We start from the raw sequence: 17,863 nt of genomic DNA, 5'->3' as shown, positions 1-17,863 counted from the left end.
CCGACCGATTGTTCGTCCGCATACATTTATATGGTTCCTCCAGTCTGCGCCGTCGCCCGTCCGACGATGAAGGCGAACGCCGCTAAAAACATCCCGTATTTGAGTCGGCGCTGCGCCGCGGCCGGGTCGGCGAACGACCGAACCGCGGCCGCGAGCATGACCGCGTCGGCGGGGGCGACGATTCCGAGGTACGCCAGCCCGAACCCGCCCCAGACGAACGGCACCGCGCTCGCGGCGACGGCCACGACCAAGACGACCACGCCGAGCCACAGCGACGCCTTCTCGCCGACGACGATGGGAAGCGTCCGCAGTCCCTCTTCCCTGTCGCCGCCGATGTCCTCCACGTCTTTGACGATTTCGCGGGTCAGCGTCGCCAGCGCGGCGAGCACACAGAGAACGACCGCACCCAACGGCTCGCCGATGGCCGCGCCGCCGAAGAGGAACGTCGAGCCGGTGAGCGCGGCGACGACGACGTTGCCGACACCCGGGAGACCCTTGAAGAACTCCGTGTACGCGAGGAGCGCGACGAGGTTGACGACGGCGATGGCGATGGCGACGACCGGGAGGACGAACGCCGAGACGACCGCCCCGCCGAACAGCGCGACGCTGAACCACTTCGCCTCGGTCGCGGTCACCGCGCCGCGCGGAATCGGCCGGTCGGGGCGGTTGATGCGGTCGATATCGCGGTCGAAGTAGTCGTTGATGGCGTTACCCGCGCCCGTGGCGAACACGGTGGCGAGCATCGCCGCGACGACGACGAGCGCGTCGCTCGGGGACGCCCCGGCGACGAACGCCCCGGTGAACGTGAGGACGCCGGCGGCGACGGCGTTTCCCGGTCGGGTGAGTTCGGCGAACCCGCGCGCTCGCGTACCGAGAGACATACCCCGTACTGTTCGGAGGTCGGGTATAAATCGCGCGGAGTCGCCGCCTCGAATCAATCCATTTAAAACAATCCACGACAGACGAAGTCATGTAGGGCGCTTAGCTCAGTCTGGACAGAGTGCTTGGCTTCGGACCAAGTTGCCGTGGGTTCAAATCCTGCAGCGCCCATGATTTTGCGAGGAACTTGGTGACGAGCGGAATCTGGGCCGAAGGAGTTGAACCAGGGAGCGAAGGGAGTGAGCGACTGCGCTTCACAATCTTCTGGGTCAAGACAATCGCCCGCCGTCGCACGCATCACGCACCTTCCGAGCAGTCGTCGGAGTCGTCGCACCGGCGCTCGGCTTTCCGCTCCAAAATCGACGGCGGACTCGACTTCACAACCCAAAGTCGCGCCGCGCCGAAACCCCGATTCTCCTAGGCACAATCCAGTTAGGTACGGCTCCCCTCATATCCGACCACATGGACCGGACCGAATACGCGATACTCACGGTCATCGCACTCGCGACGGTCGGCATCGGCGTGTTCACGACCACGGAGCCGCTGGGGACGTTCCTCGTCGAGAGCGCCCGAGAGGCGCTTTCGACGACCGCGGCCATGGCGTGGGTGACGTGGTGGGCGCTCGTCGTCGGCTTCGCAATCGCCGGCGGCGTGGAGGCGTGGACCTCGGGCGAGGAGGTCTCGGAGCTTCTGGAGGGCCACGGTCCGAGAGAAATCGGCTACGGCTCGCTGTTCGGCTTCGTCTCCTCGTCGTGTTCCTACAGCGCCATCGCCACCGCGAAGAACCTGTTCAAGAAGGGCGGGTCGGCGGCGGCGACCCTCGGCGCGTTCATGTTCGCCTCGACCAACCTCGTCATCGAAATCGGCGCGGTCATCTGGATTCTCCTCGGCTGGCAGTTCCTCGTGGCCGACATCCTCGGCGGGTTCATCCTCATCGGGCTGATGGCGTTCGGCTTCGTCTACCTCGTGCCCGACGAGGTGGTCGAACAGGCCCGACAGAACGTCCAAGACGGGGGTTCGGAGACCGTCCGCGACCCGGTCTGCGGGATGGAAGTCGACCCCGACGAGACCGAGTACTCGGTCGAACACGACGGGCGGACGTTCTACTTCTGCTCGAAGTCGTGCAAGGAGAGCTTCGACCCCGAGGAGGCCAACACGACGGTCCGCGAACAGGCGACGTCGCTGTCGGGGTGGAAGGCGCTCGCCGACAAGCAGTGGAAGGAGTGGGGGATGCTCTGGGACGAGATCGCCATCGGGTTCGTCTTCGCCGGCCTCATCGCCGGGTTCATCCCCGAGTCGGTGTGGACCTCGGTGTTCTCGGGACCGACGTTCGGCGTTCCCGTGTACGTGTTTTGGACCGCGGTCCTCGGGGCCGTCATCGGCGTCGCCACCTTCGTCTGCTCGGTGGGGAACGTCCCGTTCGGGGCGGTCCTGTTCTCGAACGGCCTGCCGTTCGGGAGCGTCCTGAGCTACATCTACGCGGACCTCATCGTCCCGCCCATCATGGACGCCTACCGCGAGTACTACGGGACGAAGTTCGCGGCGATTCTCTCGGGGATGATATTCGTTTCGGCGGTCCTGACGGGCGTGGTCGTCCACTTCGTCTTCCTCGGCGCGGGGCTCATCCCGTCGCCTGAGAGCGTCCAAATCGCCGAAGTGAGTATCGAGGCGGACTACAAACTCGCGTTGAACGTGTTCGCCACCGGCCTGTTCGGCGTCCTCTACTGGCTCCACCGCTCGGAGTCGGTCGGCGACGAGGGCCGCGGCGGCCACGGTGAGGCGGCGAACGCCGGCGGCTGAGCCGCCGACTCGACACGTAACCCACGAACCGCAAAAAACGAAGTCGGGGTTCTCCAGACCGGCCGAATCCCCGGTTAACGTCTATCGGTGCTCGATACCCTGCTTCGAGACGTTCGCTCGGGTGACGTAGTCGTCCATCCACTCGGGGTCGTCGTCGCCTTTCTCCTCGGTCCACGCCCACCCCTCGTAGACGTGGACCCGGTCGGTCCCACGCTCGCGGAGCCTGAGCGTCGCTTTCCCGTCGATGTCGTCGGGGCTCGGGGCGGGGTGGAGCCGCCGAGCGGCCTTCAGCGCCGCCTGCCGGGGATACGTTCCGCTGAACACGCTCGTCTCCTCGCCGTCTTCGACGAGGACGAAGTTTCGCTTGCCGTCTTCTCGTACCATGCTTGTCCCTACCACGCACTCCGAATTAGTAGTTCGTGTCGCCGCGGGGCGCGGCACGCCTTCGAATGGAGCCGACGGCACCGACTCCGAGCGGGGTTACAACAGCGCGTCGAGCCGGGTCAGGTGGAAGTCGACCGCCGCCGTCCCGGTTCGCTCGGGGTAACCGGGGCGAGTCACCTCTCCCGTCGAATCGACCGCCGAGCGGACGACGGCGGCGACCTGATAGGCGCGCGGTACCGACGGGAGCCGCCGGACCGACTCGTAGCCCGCGCGGAACGCCCGGCGGAGCGGCGCGCCGTCTTCGACGTACCAGTCGGCGACGAGGTGTTCGACCTTGGCGACGGCGAGGCCCGGCGCGGCGGCCATCGGCTGGCCCCAGTCGAGGACGGCGGTCACGCGGCCGTCGGCGACGAGCGCGTTTCCCGGCCGGAAGTCCCACGGGTAGAGGTTCGACGGCGGGTTCGCGGGGAGCGAGGCGGTCGCGGCGACCTCCTCCAGCCGGCTTCGAACCCCGTCGAACGCCGGCGGGAGCGCCGCGATTCCTTCCCGGACGTAGGCGGAGAACCACGCCTCCCAGTCGGCGTCGGCGGCGCTCACGGCGTCGAATCCGCGGTCGGTCGGCGAGTCGGAAGCATCGCCACCGTCGGCCCGCAGTCTCCCGGAAGCCGACCGTCCGAGCCGACCGTACCCTCCGAAAGAGAACGCTTCGTGAAGCTGGCCGAGGCCGACGCCGAACGACCGTGCCACGCGGCGTTGGGTCGCCGAATCGAGCGAGACGAACCGCTCGTGGAGTTCGTCGCCGGCGGCGCGCGCTGCGACGACGTACCCGAACCCGTCGACCGCGCCCGACGCGAGGACGCGGGGGACCGGAATCGTCGTGCGCTCGCGGACCGCCCGGGAGAGGGCGGCTTCGAGGGTCAGCGCCGCGGCGTCGGCCGCCGTCTGGACGACGACCTCGCCGCCGTCGGCGAACGTCGCGACCGCGGTCCGCTTGTGGTTTCCGTTCGGGACGCGTGCGGTCGTCGCGACGCGTCGCTCGGGGAACTCGCGGGCGAGCACGGTTGCGACGGGGTCCATGGAGCCACTCTAGGGGCGACGCGAACAAAGGTGCAGCGGACGGCTCCCGCGCGGCCGACCGTAGGAGGTCGTCACGGTCCGCCGTCGAGAATCGCCGAGAACTCGGAGAGCGACCGGAGGACGTACGCCGGGGCGTACGACTCGGCGTCGGGACCGGCCGCGTCAGCGACCTCCGCCTCGACCGGACACCACGCGGCGTCGAGGCCGGCGCGGTGGGCACCGTCCACGTCGAACTCCAGCGAGTCGCCGACGTGGAGGCTCGCGTCCGCCTCGGCGTCGAGGGCGTCGAGCGCCCGGTCGAACGGGTCGGGGTGAGGCTTTCGCCGCGGCATGTCGCCCGCGAAGACGACCGCGTCGAACGCGTCGGCGATGCCGAGCGCGTCGAGCTTGACGGACTGCCGCCGCTCGGGGCCGTTGGTGACGAGACCGACCCGCGCGTGGTCCCGGGCGGCGGCGAGAGCCCCCTCGGCACCCGGTCGGAACGAGACGGCCGAGTAGTCGACCGTCTGGACGAACCCGCGGGCGAGCGCCCGAACGTCGACTCCCTCGCGGTCGTGTTTCGCGGCGACGCGCTCGAAGCCGTCGGCGAGGTAGGCCTCGTGGTCGTCGTGGTCCGGCGGGCCGTCGAGCGCGGTCCAGAGGTCCGACGGCTCGCCGAAGCGGTCGATGCCGGCGGCGTCGAACGCGCCGGTGTAGATGGTCTCGCCGCTCTGGTCGTTCGTACAGAGCGTGTTGTCGAGGTCGAAGAGAATCGCGTCGAACGGTGCCACACGCTCCCTTGGCGCGGCGGCGATAAAACTTCGTCCACGGGCGACGCCGTCCGCGGCGACGACGAGTCGGGCGGTCGGCGGAGGGAGACGACGGGTCGATAGCTTGCCGCCAGCGGGCCTCAGAAGCCCTTACCGAGCAGTTCGCGGGCGATGATGTTCTTCTGAATCTCCGTGGTCCCCTCGTAAATCTGCGTGATTTTCGCGTCGCGGTAGAGCCGTTCGACGTCGTGGTCGTTGACGAAGCCGGCCCCGCCGTGAATCTGGACGGCCTCGTCGGCCACGTCGGTGGCGACGTTCGAGGCGAACTCCTTGGCCATCGACGCGAGCGCGGTCAGTTGGTCCTCGTCGTTGTCGACGCTCCACGCCGACTTGTAGGTCAACTGCCGGGCGGCCTCGGTCGCGGTGTGCATCTCAGCGAGCTTGTGTTGAATCGCCTGAAAGTCGCCGATGGGGCGGCCGAACTGCTCGCGCTCTTTGGCGTAGTCGAGCGCCCGCTCGCAGGCCCCCTTCGCGATGCCGACCGCCTGCGCGGCCACCGCGGTCCGCGTCTCGTCGAAAAACTGCATGAGCTGGAGGAAGCCCATTCCCTCGGTGCCGACGAGGTTCTCCTCGGGCACGCGCACGTCGTCGAAGACGAGTTCGGCCGTGTCGCTGGCGCGGATACCCATCTTCCCCGTTATCTTGTCGGCGGAGAAGCCGTCGCGGTCGGCCTCGACGATGAGCTGCGAGAAGCCCGCGTAGCGGTCGTCCGCGTCGGGGTCGGTCTGGCACATGACGACGAAGTAGTCGCCGACGCTCCCGTTCGTTATCCACATCTTGGTGCCGTTTATCACCCACTCGTCGCCGTCCTTCTCGGCGCGGGTGCGAACCGAGGTCACGTCTGAGCCCGCCTGCGGTTCGCTGATGGCCGCGCCCATGACGGACTCGCCCTCCGTAATCGGCGGCAGGAAGCGCTCTTTCTGGTCGTCGGTGCCGAAGCTGATGATGGCCTCCGCGCCGAACCCGGCGCTCGTGATGCAGAGCCCGATACCGGGGTCGACCGCGAACAGTTCCTCTGTGACGAGGGCGTTCTCCAGCGAGGAGTAGCCGACGCCGCCGTACTCGACGGGGAAGTGCGCCCCCGTTAGTCCCATCTCCGACGCCTTGCGGACGACCTCCGCGGGATACGTCTCCGCCTCGTCGTACTCGCCCGCGACCGGTGCGACCTCGTTTTCGGCGAACCGCCGGACCTCCTCGCGGATGGCCCGCTGTTCGTCAGAGAGCGAATAGTCCATGATTGATAATCACATACATGACCGATAACAGTTGTCACACAGCGGGAAACGTGCGGCGAGTTGATTCGACGGACGTGGCGTCGGCCGCGCCCGGGGCGCTCAGTCAGTCGACCGAGTCGGGTCGGTCCGCGGCCTCGACGGCCGCGAGCGGGAGTTCGATGACGAAGACGCTCCCCCGGGGTTCGTTGTCCTCGATATGCACGGTGCCGCCGAAGTTGGTGACGATTGTCTCGACGAGGTACAGTCCCGTTCCGGTGCCGGGGCTCTCTAACCCTTTCGCGCCCTTCCCGAAGACGACCGACTTTTGTTCGTCGGAGATTCCGGGGCCGTCGTCGGCGATGCGGACGGTGACGCGCCCGTCGTCCGCCGCCGCCGAGACGGCGACCGACGGCTCGTCGCGGTCGCTGTGGACGACCGCGTTCTTCAGGACGTTCACGAACACGGAGTCGAGCAGGTCGTTGGCGGACACCGTCGCGGACGGGAGGTCGGCGACCGCGAACGTCGCGTTCGGGTGCCCCTCGCGAACGTCTTCGACGGCCTCCCGGAGCGTGGCGCCGACGTCGAGGTGACGACGGCGCTCGTCGTCGTTCGTCGCGCGCATCAGCTGTCCGAGCACGTCGGTGAGGTCGACGGTGTTGAGCGCCCGCCGGAGCGCGGTCTCCAACTGCGACCGCGCCTCGTCGGACAGCGGCTCGTGTTCGAGGACGATGTCGATGTACGCCGTCACGAGCTGCATGTCGTTTCGGATGTCGTGGCGGACGATTCGGTTCAGCACCTCCAGTTCGTCGTTTCTCGACTCCAGGGCGAGTTCGTAGTGCTTCCGGGGCGTCACGTCCCGGACCGAGACCACCCACCCGAGGGGGTCGCCGGCGCGGTCGAGCGGGATGCGCGTCAGTTCGACGTAGCGCTCGCCCTCGACGAGCACGTCGCACGACGAGTGCTCGCCGTCGAGGTCGTCGTCGAGGTCGCCGTAGTTCGGGAGGGCCTCGCTCGCCGGACGACCGAGGAGGGGGTCGCCGGTTCCCAACAGCGGCCGGACGTGGTCGTTGACGTGGACGACGACCCCGTCGGCGTCGAGGACGACGAGGCCGTCAGCCGAGTGCGCGCCGGCGGTCGCGTAGGCGAGCGGGAGGATGTCGAGGAGCTTGTAGCGGTAGACGGCGATGCCGAACGTCACCGAGGGGACCGCGAGCGAGGCGGGGATGAGGTTGACGCCCCCGGCGAGCGGCGGGGTGTGGGTGAGTTCGAGCGCGGCGACGACCGACGGAACGAGCATCCCGACGATGAGGAGCGTCGCCTGCGTCCGGTAGGGGCGGTCGAGTTCGAGCGCGTACTGACCGATGATGCCGAGTCCGAGAAACAGCAGGACGAACCCGTAGACGAGGCCGAACACGCTCACCGGGCCGTCGGCGACGGAGAGTACGGCCACGCCGTCGACGGTCGACAGCTCCCAGCCGGTGTAACCCAGTTCCAGCGGGTTGACAAAGAGGACGGCGAGGAACACCGCGGGGACGACGTACAGCGACGCCACCACGTGGCGGTCGAGCAGCTCCCGGCGGTCGGTGTACGCGAGGGCGAAGACGAAGAACGTCGGCGCGGCCGTCATCGCCCCGACGTGGAGGAGCTTGTACGCCAGCAGTTTCGCGCCGGGGTCGACGAGGAACAGCTTGACCGCCGTCGTCGCGGTCCAGAAGGCGACGGCGGCCGTCAGCACGGCGAACGAGACGACGGTCGGGTTCCGCCCGCGGCGGCGGACGAACTGGACGGCGTAGGCGGAGAGGACGCCGGCGACCACCGCCGCGAAGACCATCGGGTAGGCGTAGGCGGTGTGCTGCCAGTTCATCGAACACCTCGCTCGTCAGTCACGGTTCGAGCGGTGCCCTCGGAGGCGTCGTCTCGGAGATGGTGCCCGGCATCGTTGACTATGGACGGCGATACTCCGCCATCGGATAAAGAACTTCTCAGGGGAACCGCCGGACTGCGGGAGCGCTTCCACCGGGGGCGGCGTCAGGCGTGCAGTTCCTCGTCGACGAGGTCGACCGCCCGCGAAATCGCGCCGACCGAGGTGAGATGACCGGCTCCGACGGTGGCTTTCATCGCCTTCGCGGCCTTCCCGCGGAAGATGCTCGGGCCGACCTGCGCGACCGCGCCGTCGCCGACCGAGACGATCCAGCCGGGCACTTCGAACCGGTAGGGGTCGGGCCGCGGCGCGAAGTCGTTCCCGTCGCCGTCGAGTTCGAATTCGACCTGCGCCGCGACGTTGCCGGCGACGGTTTTCGCCTCGCGGAGGGCCGCGGAGGCGCTCGCGGGGACCGGCTCGCCGTCGGCGTCGACCGCGCGGGCCGCGTCGCCGACGACGAACGTCCGCCGGTCGAGCCGGAGGTCGGCCCTGACGGGGGGTCGCTCGCCGCCCATCGCGTCGTCGCCGGCGATGCCGCCGGTCCAGACCAGCAGGTCGTAGTCGAGGTCGCCGGTGTCGGTCGCGACGGTCGCGTCCGTCACCGACTCGACGGTCGTCTCGGTCCGAATCTCGACGCCCCTGTCGAGGAGTTCGTCGCGGACCGCCCGCTGGAACGGCTCGGCGAACGACGGCGCGACGGCGTCCAGTTGCTCCACGAGGACGACGTCGGCGTGCGCGTCCTCCTCGTCGCGGAGCGCGGCGAGTTCGCCCGCGACCTGCACGCCCGACAGCCCCGCGCCGCCGACGACGACGGTCCCGCCCTCGTCGCAGTCGTCGAAGAACCGCTTGCGGATGGTTTCGGCGTCGGCGACGCGCTTCAGCGGGACCGAGTGAGCTTCGAGGCCGGGGATGCCGTAGTAGGCGGTCTCCGCGCCCAGACAGACCGCGCAGTAGTCGTAGTCGAGCGCGTCGCCCTCGGCCAGTTCGACGGTCCGCGCGTCGCGGTCGACGCCCGTCACGCGGTCGACGACGACCTCGGCGCGGTCGAGCGCCTCGTCGAGGGGGACCTGAATCGCGTCGGCGACCGCCGGCCGTCGAATCGCGCGGTGGACTTCGTGTTGGACGAGGTGGTGCGGGGAGTCGTTCACCACGGTCAGGTCGGCGTCGACGGGGAGTCGGCGTTCGAGGTCGCGGGCGAGCGTGAGGCCCGCGTACCCGGCACCGAGAACCAGGACACGCATGGCTGTCTCGTCGGGCGCGAGCAAAAAGAGGGTGACGGCGGTCGCGGTACGCGGCGGTCGGCCGGACGCTCAGAACAGCGCTTCGGACTCGTCGAGCACTTCGGCGGGGCCGCCGACGCCCCACACGTCGGTTTCGACGCCGCAGTCGGCGACGGCTTCCTCGACGCGGTCGACGTGTTCCTCGGTGGTGTTGACGTAGACGCTCGCGCCGGTGTCGGTCGAGAAGTAGACCGGCACGTCCTCTTCGTTCCGGAGCCTGCGGACGGCGTTGAAGACGGCGATGGTGCGCGGCTGCCAGTAGACCCAGCCGGCGGGCCCGGTCATCGTCGTCGCCGCGAGCGACAGCGAGTCGTGCTCGGCGAGTTCGAAGGCGGCGTCGAAGTCGGCGTCGTACAGCGCGTCGCGCATGTCGTCTATCTGGGCGTGGATGTGGGCCATCCGGGCCTGGAACATGTGGCTGTCGGCGGCCTCGGCGTGGGCCTGCTCGGTCTCCTTGTAGGCGGGGACGTGCGCGGCGACGATGCGCAGGTCGTCTTCGAGGTCGGTCTCGATGCGCTCGGAGCGGCAGTCGGTGTCGTTCATCCCCGAGTAGAGGTGCGAGACCGCGCCCGTGACGGCGCGGGCGGCGGACGCCGACCCGCGGCGGGCGATGGTCGAGACTTCGGGATGCGTCATATCGAGGTCGGCCGCCTCGGCGAGCGCCATCGCGGCCGCGGCGAACCCGGACGCCGACGAACCGAACCCGATGTTCGAGGGGAAGGAGTTCTCGCTTTCGAGGCGGACGCGGTGGTCGAAGTCGGCCAGCTCGCGGACCCGGTCGACGACGGCGCGGATGCGCTCCGCGCCCCGGCCCTCGACTTCCTCGCCGCCGATGACGTAGACGTCTTCGTCGGCGTCGGGGAGGAATTCGACGGTCGTCTTCGTGTGGCTCGGGGCCGTGCAGACGCTGATGCTGTCGTGGTACGGCATCCGTCGCTCCGTGTCTCGCATCCCGTGATACTTCACGAGGCCCTGAATCGGGTGGGCCTTGGCGGTGGCCTTCATGTTCGAACGCCCGTCGGACTCGGGGTTAAACGTCCCGATAGGTGTCGACACCGGCGGGTAACGGGTACAGTCGGTCGGAAATCGAGTGCGCGCCGGCGGGACGGCCGGCGCGGGTCGGTCGCAACGGTGCGCAGGAAGGACGCACGTTCTCCCTCTCCAGCGGGAGGCGGTCGAGTTCGATACGGTGGGTCGCTCGTTCGGTTACTTGGGTAGTCGTATCGTGTTGGCTGTCTCGTGATTGATTCGCTGGGTTCGGTTCGATTGGTTGGCTGGTTAGTCGAGTTCGATGCGGGCGGTTCGTTACGATGCGGGTGGTTCGTTACGATTCGATTGGTTGGCTGGTCGTTCGAGTTCGATGCGGGTGGTTCGTTGCTGTTCGTCGTCGTGCGATTGGTTCTGCCCGGCTATTCTGTGGACTCGGATTCGTGTCCTCGCTCCCAGACGTTCATGACGCTCTCGCCTGTGGGCGGTGTGTGGCTGACGTCTCGCATCGTCTTCGGGCGGTCACTTGTGTTGCTCATGTGTTTCCTTGGTAGTTGCTACCACGGTTCGTGGATAAAGATTTCGGCGATGTTATATTACGACTTATTAGCATACTAGGAGATATGAGGGGCGAGTCGAGCCGGACCCGAACGCGGGCGGAGCGCACGCCGGAGGGGCGGCGACTGGCCGTCTCCCGACGGATTTCGGCTCCCGCGGACGCGGCGTGGGACGTGTTGGTGTCGGTCGCCGACTGGCCCGACTGGGGGCCGAGCGTGTCGGCCGTCCGCGGCGTCGACGGACGCATCGAGGCGGGGAGTCGCGGCGAGGTCCGCGTCGCCGGCGTCTGGGTCCCGTTCAGCATCGAGACGTGCGACGACGAGTCCCGTCGGTGGACGTGGCGCGTGGCCGGGATTCCGGCGACGGGACACCGCGTGGAGTCGGTCGGGGCCGACCGCTGCGAGGTGGCGTTCGAAGTGCCGGTTCTCGCGGGGCCGTACGCCGCGGTCTGTGCGCTCGCGCTGCGCAGAATCGAGCGGCTCGCGAAGCGGCGGCTCACAGACGAGGCGAGCCGGGGCCGAAGTGAGTGAGTGAGGTGAGTCAGCGAGCCGAGGACGTATCTCAAAGCGACGGCTCAGAACGGGCCGAACAGCACGAACGCAGCCGCGACCGCCGCGATGACCACGGCCGCGACGAGGAGTGCGAGCGCGCGACCGGAGCCGGCGTCCTCGGCGGCGTCCGCCTCGGCCGCGGCGCGGGCTTCCTCGGCGTCGATCTCGTCGACGATGTCCTCGAACTCCGGTTCGTGCGGCTCGTGATACTCGTCGATGATAGCCTCGTCGAGGTCGGCGTCCTCGAGCGCTCCGACGAGGTCGGGAAGCGTCACGAGTTCGATGGGGGCTTCGATCTCGACGGGGTCGACGAGGAGCGCCCGGTCGCCGTTGTCGTCGGGCTCGTCGAGCTGTTCATCGTCCGCGAACGCGAGCGCGAGCGTCTCTTCGGCCCGCGCTTCGTCGCCGGTCGTCAGGAGCGTCCCGTCGATACCGCGGCCGTCGCAGCGCTCCGCGAACGCCTCGACGCTCCGGGCGTCGAACGCGGCCTCGACGTCTATCCAGACGACCTCGGTCGGCTGTGACTCGCCTTCGGGAGCCGCAAAGAGGAACGTCCGCTCGTCGCGGGCGGTCCGTTTCGTCCGCTCCCCGCGGGCCGAGCGGACCCGCTCGACGACGGTCGCCGCGTCGTCGGTATCGAGAAACGAGAGCACACTCGACAACGACACGTCGCTCATTGTTCGGACAGACTTCGCATCCCGCGATAAACCTTCGCGCCTCATTATCAATTTGTGATAACCGGCGGGTCGTCGGCGCAGCCTCGTCGGGACGTCAGTCGGGGCGGACGAGTTCGAACCGGTCGTCGGTCGTCGCGTACTCGTTGCCCGCGAGCCGGCCGACCGCGTCGAGTTTCCTCGTGTCGAGTTTGCCGTCGGTCAACACTTCGTCGGCGACGTGCGCGTGGACGACTTCGCCGAGGACGAGCGTCGAGGAGCCGACCTCCACGCTGTCGTAGAGGGTGCACTCGAAGGCGACTTTGGCGTCGGCGACGCGGGGAGCGTCGACCCGGACGGACTCGGCCTTCTCGATGCCGGCGTGTTCGAACTCGTCGACGCCGGGCGGGACCGTCGCGGCGGTCTCGTTCATCGCCTCGACGAGGTCTCGGGTGACGACGTTGACGACGAACTCGCCGCGGGAGATGGCGTTTCGCGGCGTGTCCTTCAGCGACGGGCCGCGGCCGACCGGCGCGAAGACGACGACCGGCGGGTCGACGCTGGCGACGGTGGAAAAACTGTACGGCGCGAGGTTGTCGGCGTCGTCGCCGCGGGTGCTCACCCACGCGATGGGGCGGGGGACCACGGCCCCCGAGAGCAGGCGGTACGGCGAGCCGAACTCGTCGGGCGCGCCGTCCATCAGCGACCCGCCTCCGCGGGCGGACGGGGTCGGCTATGCGGCGGGAGACGTGCGGGTGTCGAGTCCGGTATTGCGTCGGTCATGAATGGGTGTGTGGTGGGTTCGGACGCCGATGAATCTGTGGGGCTGCGGCGGGTCGGGAGGCTCGTCGTCGCGTGGGAGTCGCCTCGGCGCGGTTAGAACAGCGTCAGGCCGACGGCGTAGGACCACGTCGTCCCGCTGAGCGCGAGGAAGACGAGCGCGCCGCCGAGCATGACGACGTTCTTGAGGAAGCTCGTCATCTCGGACTCCTGTTGGTCCTCGGGAACCGCCCAGAAGTCGTGGAACACCGGCGTCCCGACGACGAGGAAGACGGCGACGGCACCGGCGGCGAGCGCGGGCAGGACGCCGAGGGCGATACCGAGACCGCCGAACACGAGCATCCCGCCGGAGACGACGACGCCGAGGCGAGCCGCCGGCAGGCCCTTCATCTCGGCGTAGCCGGTCATGTGGTCGAGGTTCAGGAAGTGGTTGAGTCCCATGAACGCGAGCACCGCGCCGAAGAGGACGCGCGCGAGGAGGAACGCGATGTCCGCACCGGGAGCGGCGAACTGGAGCGCGACGCTCATCTCGGTACCTCCGTCGCGGCGGTGGTTCTGTGACGGTCCGTCGTCGGGTGTGGTACTATCATTACGTTACCTGGTACGAGACGGAACCGATATATGTGTTTGCTGACATACATGTCACCGGGTAACCGTGCAGGTATCCGGTTACGCCGGCGTCACTCCAAGTCGGTGATGTCCACGAAGAGTTCGGTCGTTCGGTGGCTGAATCGGCACACTCTGGGCGAGTAAGTGGGAGCACGTTTCGTTCTCGGCCGATATATGGTACGTATATGGTAGTATTGTCCGACCCTCGAAAGATATACCCCGCTTGGCAGTGCATATCAGTACGGGACGTGTCAATCATGATGAAAACAACCAGCGGAGGGTCTCATTTATGACCGAGACGTGGGACTCCGCGGGGTACATCGCGAGTTCTCGGTATCGACTGGCCGTGTGTCGGTATCTCTCGGAGCACGGTTCGGGGCTTCCGTCCCGAATCGCCGCGGAGACCGACCTCGCACAGCCGCACGTGTCTCGGGCGCTCTCCGAGCTGCGGGAGCGGGGCATCGTCGAACTCTTGGTTCCGGAGTCACAGCAGAAGGGGCGACTCTACGGACTGACGGACCTCGGCGAACTCGCTTACGAGCGGGTCGCACTCGACCAGGAAGCAGACATTACCGTCGTCAACGACGGCGAATTCCCCGCGCCCGAACTGTCCTCGGAGCTACAGGAAGCGTACGGGGGCGCGCTCCGAGCAATCGCGTGGTGTGAGCCGATTCAGACGCGGATTCGCTTCTTCGAGCAGTCGCTCATCGAGCGCTACGACGAAGACACCGTCAAGACGCTCGTCGCGACGCTCACGAACGAGGAGGCCATCGACCAACCCCTCGAAGACCTGCCAATCGGAGGGCCGGAACTCGTCGCGTTCGCCATCGACGACGCGCTCATCGTCAGGGTGCCCCTCGAGGACGGCGTGAAACTGCTCGTCTCGCTCGACGCGACCGTCGACGTGACGCTCAACGAACTCCGCGATTCCTGCCGGCAGATGACGGCTACGGCCCTCGACTCCTAACTCCGACGCTTTTGTCTCCCAGCCCCGTACTGCGAGCCGTGCCACAGCGATGCTCCGTCGTCGGTGTCGACGGCTGTCGGTCGGGCTGGGTGTGCGCCGTCGCCGCCGCGGACGGCCTCTCCGTGCGGGTCGTCTCTGACTTCGCCGCCGTCTGGGACCTCGCCCGCGAGCGTGACGCCGAGCGGGTGCTCGTGGACATCCCTATCGGTCTTCCCGAGTCCGACCGCCGTGCGTGCGACCGCGAGGCCCGCGACCTGCTCGGCGCTCGGGCCGCCACCGTCTTCTTCGCGCCCGTCCGGGCCGTCCTCGACGCCGACTCCCACGAGGCGGCAAGCGCGGCGAACCGCGAGCGCACCGGGGCGGGGCTCTCGATTCAGGCGTGGCACCTCGTGCCCAAAATCCGCGAGGTAGACGCCGTTCTTCGGGAGACACAGCGCGCCCGACAGCGCGTGTTCGAATCCCATCCCGAACTCGCCTTTGCCGCCTTCGCCGGCGAACCGCTCTCGGAACCGAAGTCGACGCCCGAGGGGCGCGACCGTCGTCTCGACGCGCTCAGGACGGCGTTCGCCGGAGCCGGAGTCGGCGACGACGGGTCGAATGCCGACGGGACGGACGCGCCGAAGTTCGACGCCGAGCGCGCCTACCGCGAGACGCTGGCCCGGACGCTCCGACGCGACGTGGCTCGCGACGACGTGCTCGACGCGCTCGCGCTCGCGGCCGCGGCCCGGCGACCGCTCGGGACGCTCCCGAGCGACCCGCCGCGGGACGCCGCCGGACTGGAGATGGCGATTCGCGTCCCGACGGGGGCTCTCGAGACGAATACAGAAGTTTGACAATCACTAGCATCTATCCGTAAAATCTTGAAACACATGAGTATATAGTCAACAATAGTGTTGGGTATTCTCCGGGGAGAAGATATTTATGCACGGTGTTCAATCGGATAGATGGCGCGGCCACTGTCGCCACCACGGAATACTCAGCCCAGCCCAATGCGTGATTCAGTGCCAGCACGCAGTCGGTCGCGCCTCCCGCTGCCTCTACGCGGGTTCGACGTCCCCGCCCCGGACTCGAACCCGACCGTTTCAACGCTCTGAGCGCCCGCTACGGTCGGTTTACCGCCCTGTTATCGCCCGGTTTCGGTCCTGTGTCCCCGGCCCGAAGCTACATCTACAACCCATCCTAACCCCGCGTATGTACACCGGCAGGACGGACCAGCCCTGCTGTCTCTGCGACGACCCGAAGACGGTCGCCCGCATCGCGGTCCCCCCGCGAGCGGTGACGCTCATGGAGAACGCCGCCCCCATCGCGTGGCGCGACATCGTCGGCGACGTGACGCTCCAGTTCTGCAAGAGCGACTGGGAACTCGTCACCGAGTTGGTCTTGGACCTCGGCATGCACCCTCTCTCTCGGTGCAACGTCGCCCGCGCGGACTTCAGTATCCGCGAGGACTTCGAGGCGCTCCTGAACAGCACCCGCGAGGAACCAGACCAGACAGCACAGGAAGACCGCATGCTCGCCGAGGCCCGCGCCGTCATCGACGACGCCGACGACCCGATGGTCGAAGCGCGCGACCTCGTGGAGGCCCACGTCGTGGTCCGCGCGCTGGCCGAACTCGGCGTCGACAGGCCCGCGTGAGTCGCGTTCGGTGAGTCCCACGGAACCGTCGACTCGGACGTTCTCACCGGGCTGACTGTCTCGCGTAGGCCGCACACCGTATTTCTCCGCAGGGGACGTATCAGAGACCAGTTGGGTCGGTCCGTCGCCGCCCCCGCGCCGATGTCCGCGGACCCGGACGCCGTCGGTGCCGCCCGCCGGGACCTCACGATGAAGAGTTACACCGCTATCTTGGTCGCCGTACTGCTCGTCCTCGCCGCGCTCCCGACACCCGTCGCCGGCCAGCAGGCCGAACCGAACAACGTCCCCGTCTTCCGCGCGTACGTGGTCGACCCGGTGGTCGAACCCGGCGTCGAGACGACGGTGCGAGTGGTCTTCGCCAACGACCCGGTCGACACCGAAGACGTGGCGAAAACCGCGGAGAACGTCCGCGTCAGGCTCTCCCCGCGAAACACGCCGTTCACCGTCAGGACCGGCGACCTGTTCGTCGGCACGATGAACGACAGCGACACCCGCGAGGTCGCCTTCCGGGTCGAGGCCCCCGAGAACGTCGCGGCCGGCGAGTACAACCTCCGCCTCGACGTGTTCTACGAGTTCGACAACGCCCACCGCCGCGTCTACCGCCTCGACGTGCCCGTCAGAATCGAAGAGCGCGTGCGGTTCGCCGTCGTCGGTGCGGACTCGTCGGTCCCCGTCGGCGGGAGCGGCGCGGTCGCGTTGACCCTGCAGAACACGGGCGAACTCGACGCGCGGAACGCCGTCGTCGCGGTGACCGCCCAGTCTGCCGACGTGAGCTTCGACGGCGCGCAGACCGCGAGCAGTTTCGCCGCCGACTGGCCCGCCGGCGAGAATCGGACCTTCGTCTACGACACCGCGCTCGATTCTGAGGCGTCCGTCCGCGGCTACGTCCTCGGCGTCGCCGTCGCCTACGAGGACCCCGACGGCGCGCGCCGACAGTACCCCGACCTCGCCGCCGGGTTCGTCCCCTCGCCCAAGCAGTCGTTCTCCGTCGCGGACGTGACGAGCACGCTCCGCGTCGGCGACGAGGGTCGAATCGAGGGCGTCGTCGTCAACGACGGGACGACCCTCGCGCGCAACGCGGTCGTGACGCTCTCGCTCCCCGAGGGGAGCGCGACGGCGACCGAGACCGAGTTCGCCCTCGGCGACCTCGAACCCGGCGAGCGCGTCCCGTTCTCGTTCGACGTGGGAATCTCGGACGACGCGGACGCCGGCCCCCGGCAGTTCACCGCGACGGTCGCCTACCGCGACGCCGGGGGCGACCGGCGCACCGGCGACGACATCGACCTCCGGGTCGCCGTCGCGGCCGCGACCCCCGAGTTCGGCGTGACCGTCGACGAGGGCACCGTCGCGCCGGGCCGAAACGGCGAACTCCGCGTGACGGTCGTCAACGACCGCGACGAGACGCTCACCGATATTTCCGCGAAGATATACCTCGAAGACCCCCTGTCGTCTGCCGACTCCGAGGCGTTCGTGGACGAACTCGCCCCCGGCGAGTCGGCGACGCTCGTGTTCGACGTGTCGGCCGCCCGCGGCGCGCTGGAGAAGGACTACCCGGCCGAACTCGACTTCCGCTACGACGACGGCGCGGGCGAGACGACCATCTCGGACGCCTACCGCGTGCCCGTCCGCGTCGAGACACCCGAAGACAGTGGCGGCCTCCCGTTCGGCCTCTCGGCCCCGCTCGTCGGCGCGGTCGTCCTCCTCGCGGCGGTCGGCGGCGCGGGCGTCCTCGTCGTCCGCCGGCGGGGGCGGCGCTGAG

Annotated in this window: 17 protein-coding genes and 1 tRNA gene; 7 read left to right on the top strand and 11 right to left on the bottom strand. The window is 68.4% G+C overall.

What is annotated here, in order from left to right:
- Positions 1 to 26: 26 nt before the first annotated feature.
- On the bottom strand, positions 27 to 881 hold the full coding sequence (locus ABY42_RS06975; RefSeq protein WP_050459038.1) for a geranylgeranylglycerol-phosphate geranylgeranyltransferase: 855 nt from the start codon (positions 879 to 881) through the stop codon (positions 27 to 29).
- 94 nt (positions 882 to 975) lie between these two features.
- On the opposite strand from ABY42_RS06975, the gene ABY42_RS06970 reads away from it, so the two are divergent.
- Together ABY42_RS06970 and ABY42_RS06965 are read left to right on the top strand one after the other, a co-directional pair.
- A tRNA-Arg gene (locus ABY42_RS06970) sits at positions 976 to 1,050 on the top strand.
- Positions 1,051 to 1,341: 291 nt separating this feature from the next.
- Positions 1,342 to 2,679 (top strand): permease, encoded by a 1,338-nt coding sequence (locus ABY42_RS06965; RefSeq protein WP_050459037.1) that lies wholly within the window; start codon positions 1,342 to 1,344, stop codon positions 2,677 to 2,679.
- An 81-nt stretch (positions 2,680 to 2,760) separates the two neighbouring features.
- On the opposite strand, the gene ABY42_RS06960 is transcribed toward ABY42_RS06965, so the two are convergent.
- The 7 genes from ABY42_RS06960 to mvaD form a co-directional block, all read right to left on the bottom strand.
- Entirely contained in the window at positions 2,761 to 3,063 is a 303-nt protein-coding gene (locus ABY42_RS06960) for a non-histone chromosomal MC1 family protein (protein WP_049968431.1), read from the bottom strand.
- A gap of 96 nt (positions 3,064 to 3,159) precedes the next feature.
- Positions 3,160 to 4,140, bottom strand: coding sequence for a phosphotransferase family protein (locus ABY42_RS06955; protein ID WP_050459036.1), 981 nt, complete (start codon positions 4,138 to 4,140; stop codon positions 3,160 to 3,162).
- A 71-nt stretch (positions 4,141 to 4,211) separates the two neighbouring features.
- Positions 4,212 to 4,910, bottom strand: a complete 699-nt coding sequence (locus tag ABY42_RS06950) for an HAD family hydrolase (protein ID WP_050459035.1) — start codon at positions 4,908 to 4,910, stop codon at positions 4,212 to 4,214.
- Positions 4,911 to 5,029: 119 nt separating this feature from the next.
- Positions 5,030 to 6,184 carry an acyl-CoA dehydrogenase family protein gene (locus ABY42_RS06945; RefSeq protein ID WP_050459034.1) on the bottom strand — a complete coding sequence of 385 codons (1,155 nt, stop codon included), beginning with the start codon at positions 6,182 to 6,184 and terminating at the stop codon, positions 5,030 to 5,032.
- 103 nt (positions 6,185 to 6,287) lie between these two features.
- A complete protein-coding gene (locus ABY42_RS06940; RefSeq protein ID WP_004977098.1) occupies positions 6,288 to 8,027 on the bottom strand; it encodes a histidine kinase N-terminal 7TM domain-containing protein in 1,740 nt (579 codons plus the stop codon).
- Positions 8,028 to 8,191: 164 nt separating this feature from the next.
- Complete coding sequence (locus ABY42_RS06935) at positions 8,192 to 9,325, bottom strand: NAD(P)/FAD-dependent oxidoreductase (RefSeq protein WP_050459033.1); 1,134 nt, start codon at positions 9,323 to 9,325, stop codon at positions 8,192 to 8,194.
- Positions 9,326 to 9,394: 69 nt separating this feature from the next.
- Positions 9,395 to 10,369, bottom strand: a complete 975-nt coding sequence (mvaD, locus tag ABY42_RS06930; protein WP_004977100.1) for a phosphomevalonate decarboxylase MvaD — start codon at positions 10,367 to 10,369, stop codon at positions 9,395 to 9,397.
- A gap of 605 nt (positions 10,370 to 10,974) precedes the next feature.
- On the opposite strand from mvaD, the gene ABY42_RS06920 reads away from it, so the two are divergent.
- Positions 10,975 to 11,439 carry an SRPBCC family protein gene (locus ABY42_RS06920; protein ID WP_004977101.1) on the top strand — a complete coding sequence of 155 codons (465 nt, stop codon included), beginning with the start codon at positions 10,975 to 10,977 and terminating at the stop codon, positions 11,437 to 11,439.
- Positions 11,440 to 11,483: 44 nt separating this feature from the next.
- Here the strand turns inward: ABY42_RS06920 and ABY42_RS06915 are convergent, their stop codons facing one another.
- From ABY42_RS06915 to ABY42_RS06905, 3 genes are all read right to left on the bottom strand, one after another.
- Positions 11,484 to 12,137 carry a hypothetical protein gene (locus tag ABY42_RS06915; protein WP_050459031.1) on the bottom strand — a complete coding sequence of 218 codons (654 nt, stop codon included), beginning with the start codon at positions 12,135 to 12,137 and terminating at the stop codon, positions 11,484 to 11,486.
- Between the two features lie 94 nt (positions 12,138 to 12,231).
- Complete coding sequence (locus ABY42_RS06910) at positions 12,232 to 12,813, bottom strand: flavin reductase family protein (protein WP_004977103.1); 582 nt, start codon at positions 12,811 to 12,813, stop codon at positions 12,232 to 12,234.
- Between the two features lie 176 nt (positions 12,814 to 12,989).
- Entirely contained in the window at positions 12,990 to 13,421 is a 432-nt protein-coding gene (locus ABY42_RS06905; RefSeq protein ID WP_004977104.1) for a DoxX family protein, read from the bottom strand.
- Positions 13,422 to 13,791: 370 nt separating this feature from the next.
- Between ABY42_RS06905 and ABY42_RS06900 the strand changes: the two genes are divergently transcribed.
- The 4 genes from ABY42_RS06900 to ABY42_RS06885 all read left to right on the top strand — a co-directional run bounded on the left by ABY42_RS06900 (position 13,792) and on the right by ABY42_RS06885 (position 17,862).
- On the top strand, positions 13,792 to 14,469 hold the full coding sequence (locus ABY42_RS06900; protein WP_050459030.1) for a winged helix-turn-helix domain-containing protein: 678 nt from the start codon (positions 13,792 to 13,794) through the stop codon (positions 14,467 to 14,469).
- A gap of 38 nt (positions 14,470 to 14,507) precedes the next feature.
- Positions 14,508 to 15,302: a DUF429 domain-containing protein gene (locus ABY42_RS06895; protein WP_050459029.1), complete on the top strand. Its 795-nt coding sequence runs from the start codon at positions 14,508 to 14,510 to the stop codon at positions 15,300 to 15,302.
- A gap of 358 nt (positions 15,303 to 15,660) precedes the next feature.
- A complete protein-coding gene (locus ABY42_RS06890) occupies positions 15,661 to 16,104 on the top strand; it encodes a hypothetical protein (protein ID WP_050459028.1) in 444 nt (147 codons plus the stop codon).
- Between the two features lie 141 nt (positions 16,105 to 16,245).
- Positions 16,246 to 17,862: a COG1361 S-layer family protein gene (locus ABY42_RS06885; RefSeq protein WP_197092917.1), complete on the top strand. Its 1,617-nt coding sequence runs from the start codon at positions 16,246 to 16,248 to the stop codon at positions 17,860 to 17,862.
- Position 17,863: the final 1 nt, after the last annotated feature.

The sequence above is a fragment of the Haloferax gibbonsii genome (assembly GCF_001190965.1).
Classification (GTDB): domain Archaea; phylum Halobacteriota; class Halobacteria; order Halobacteriales; family Haloferacaceae; genus Haloferax; species Haloferax gibbonsii.
Note: the sequence above shows the minus strand (reverse complement) of the source record. Positions and strands in the feature narration are given on the sequence as shown.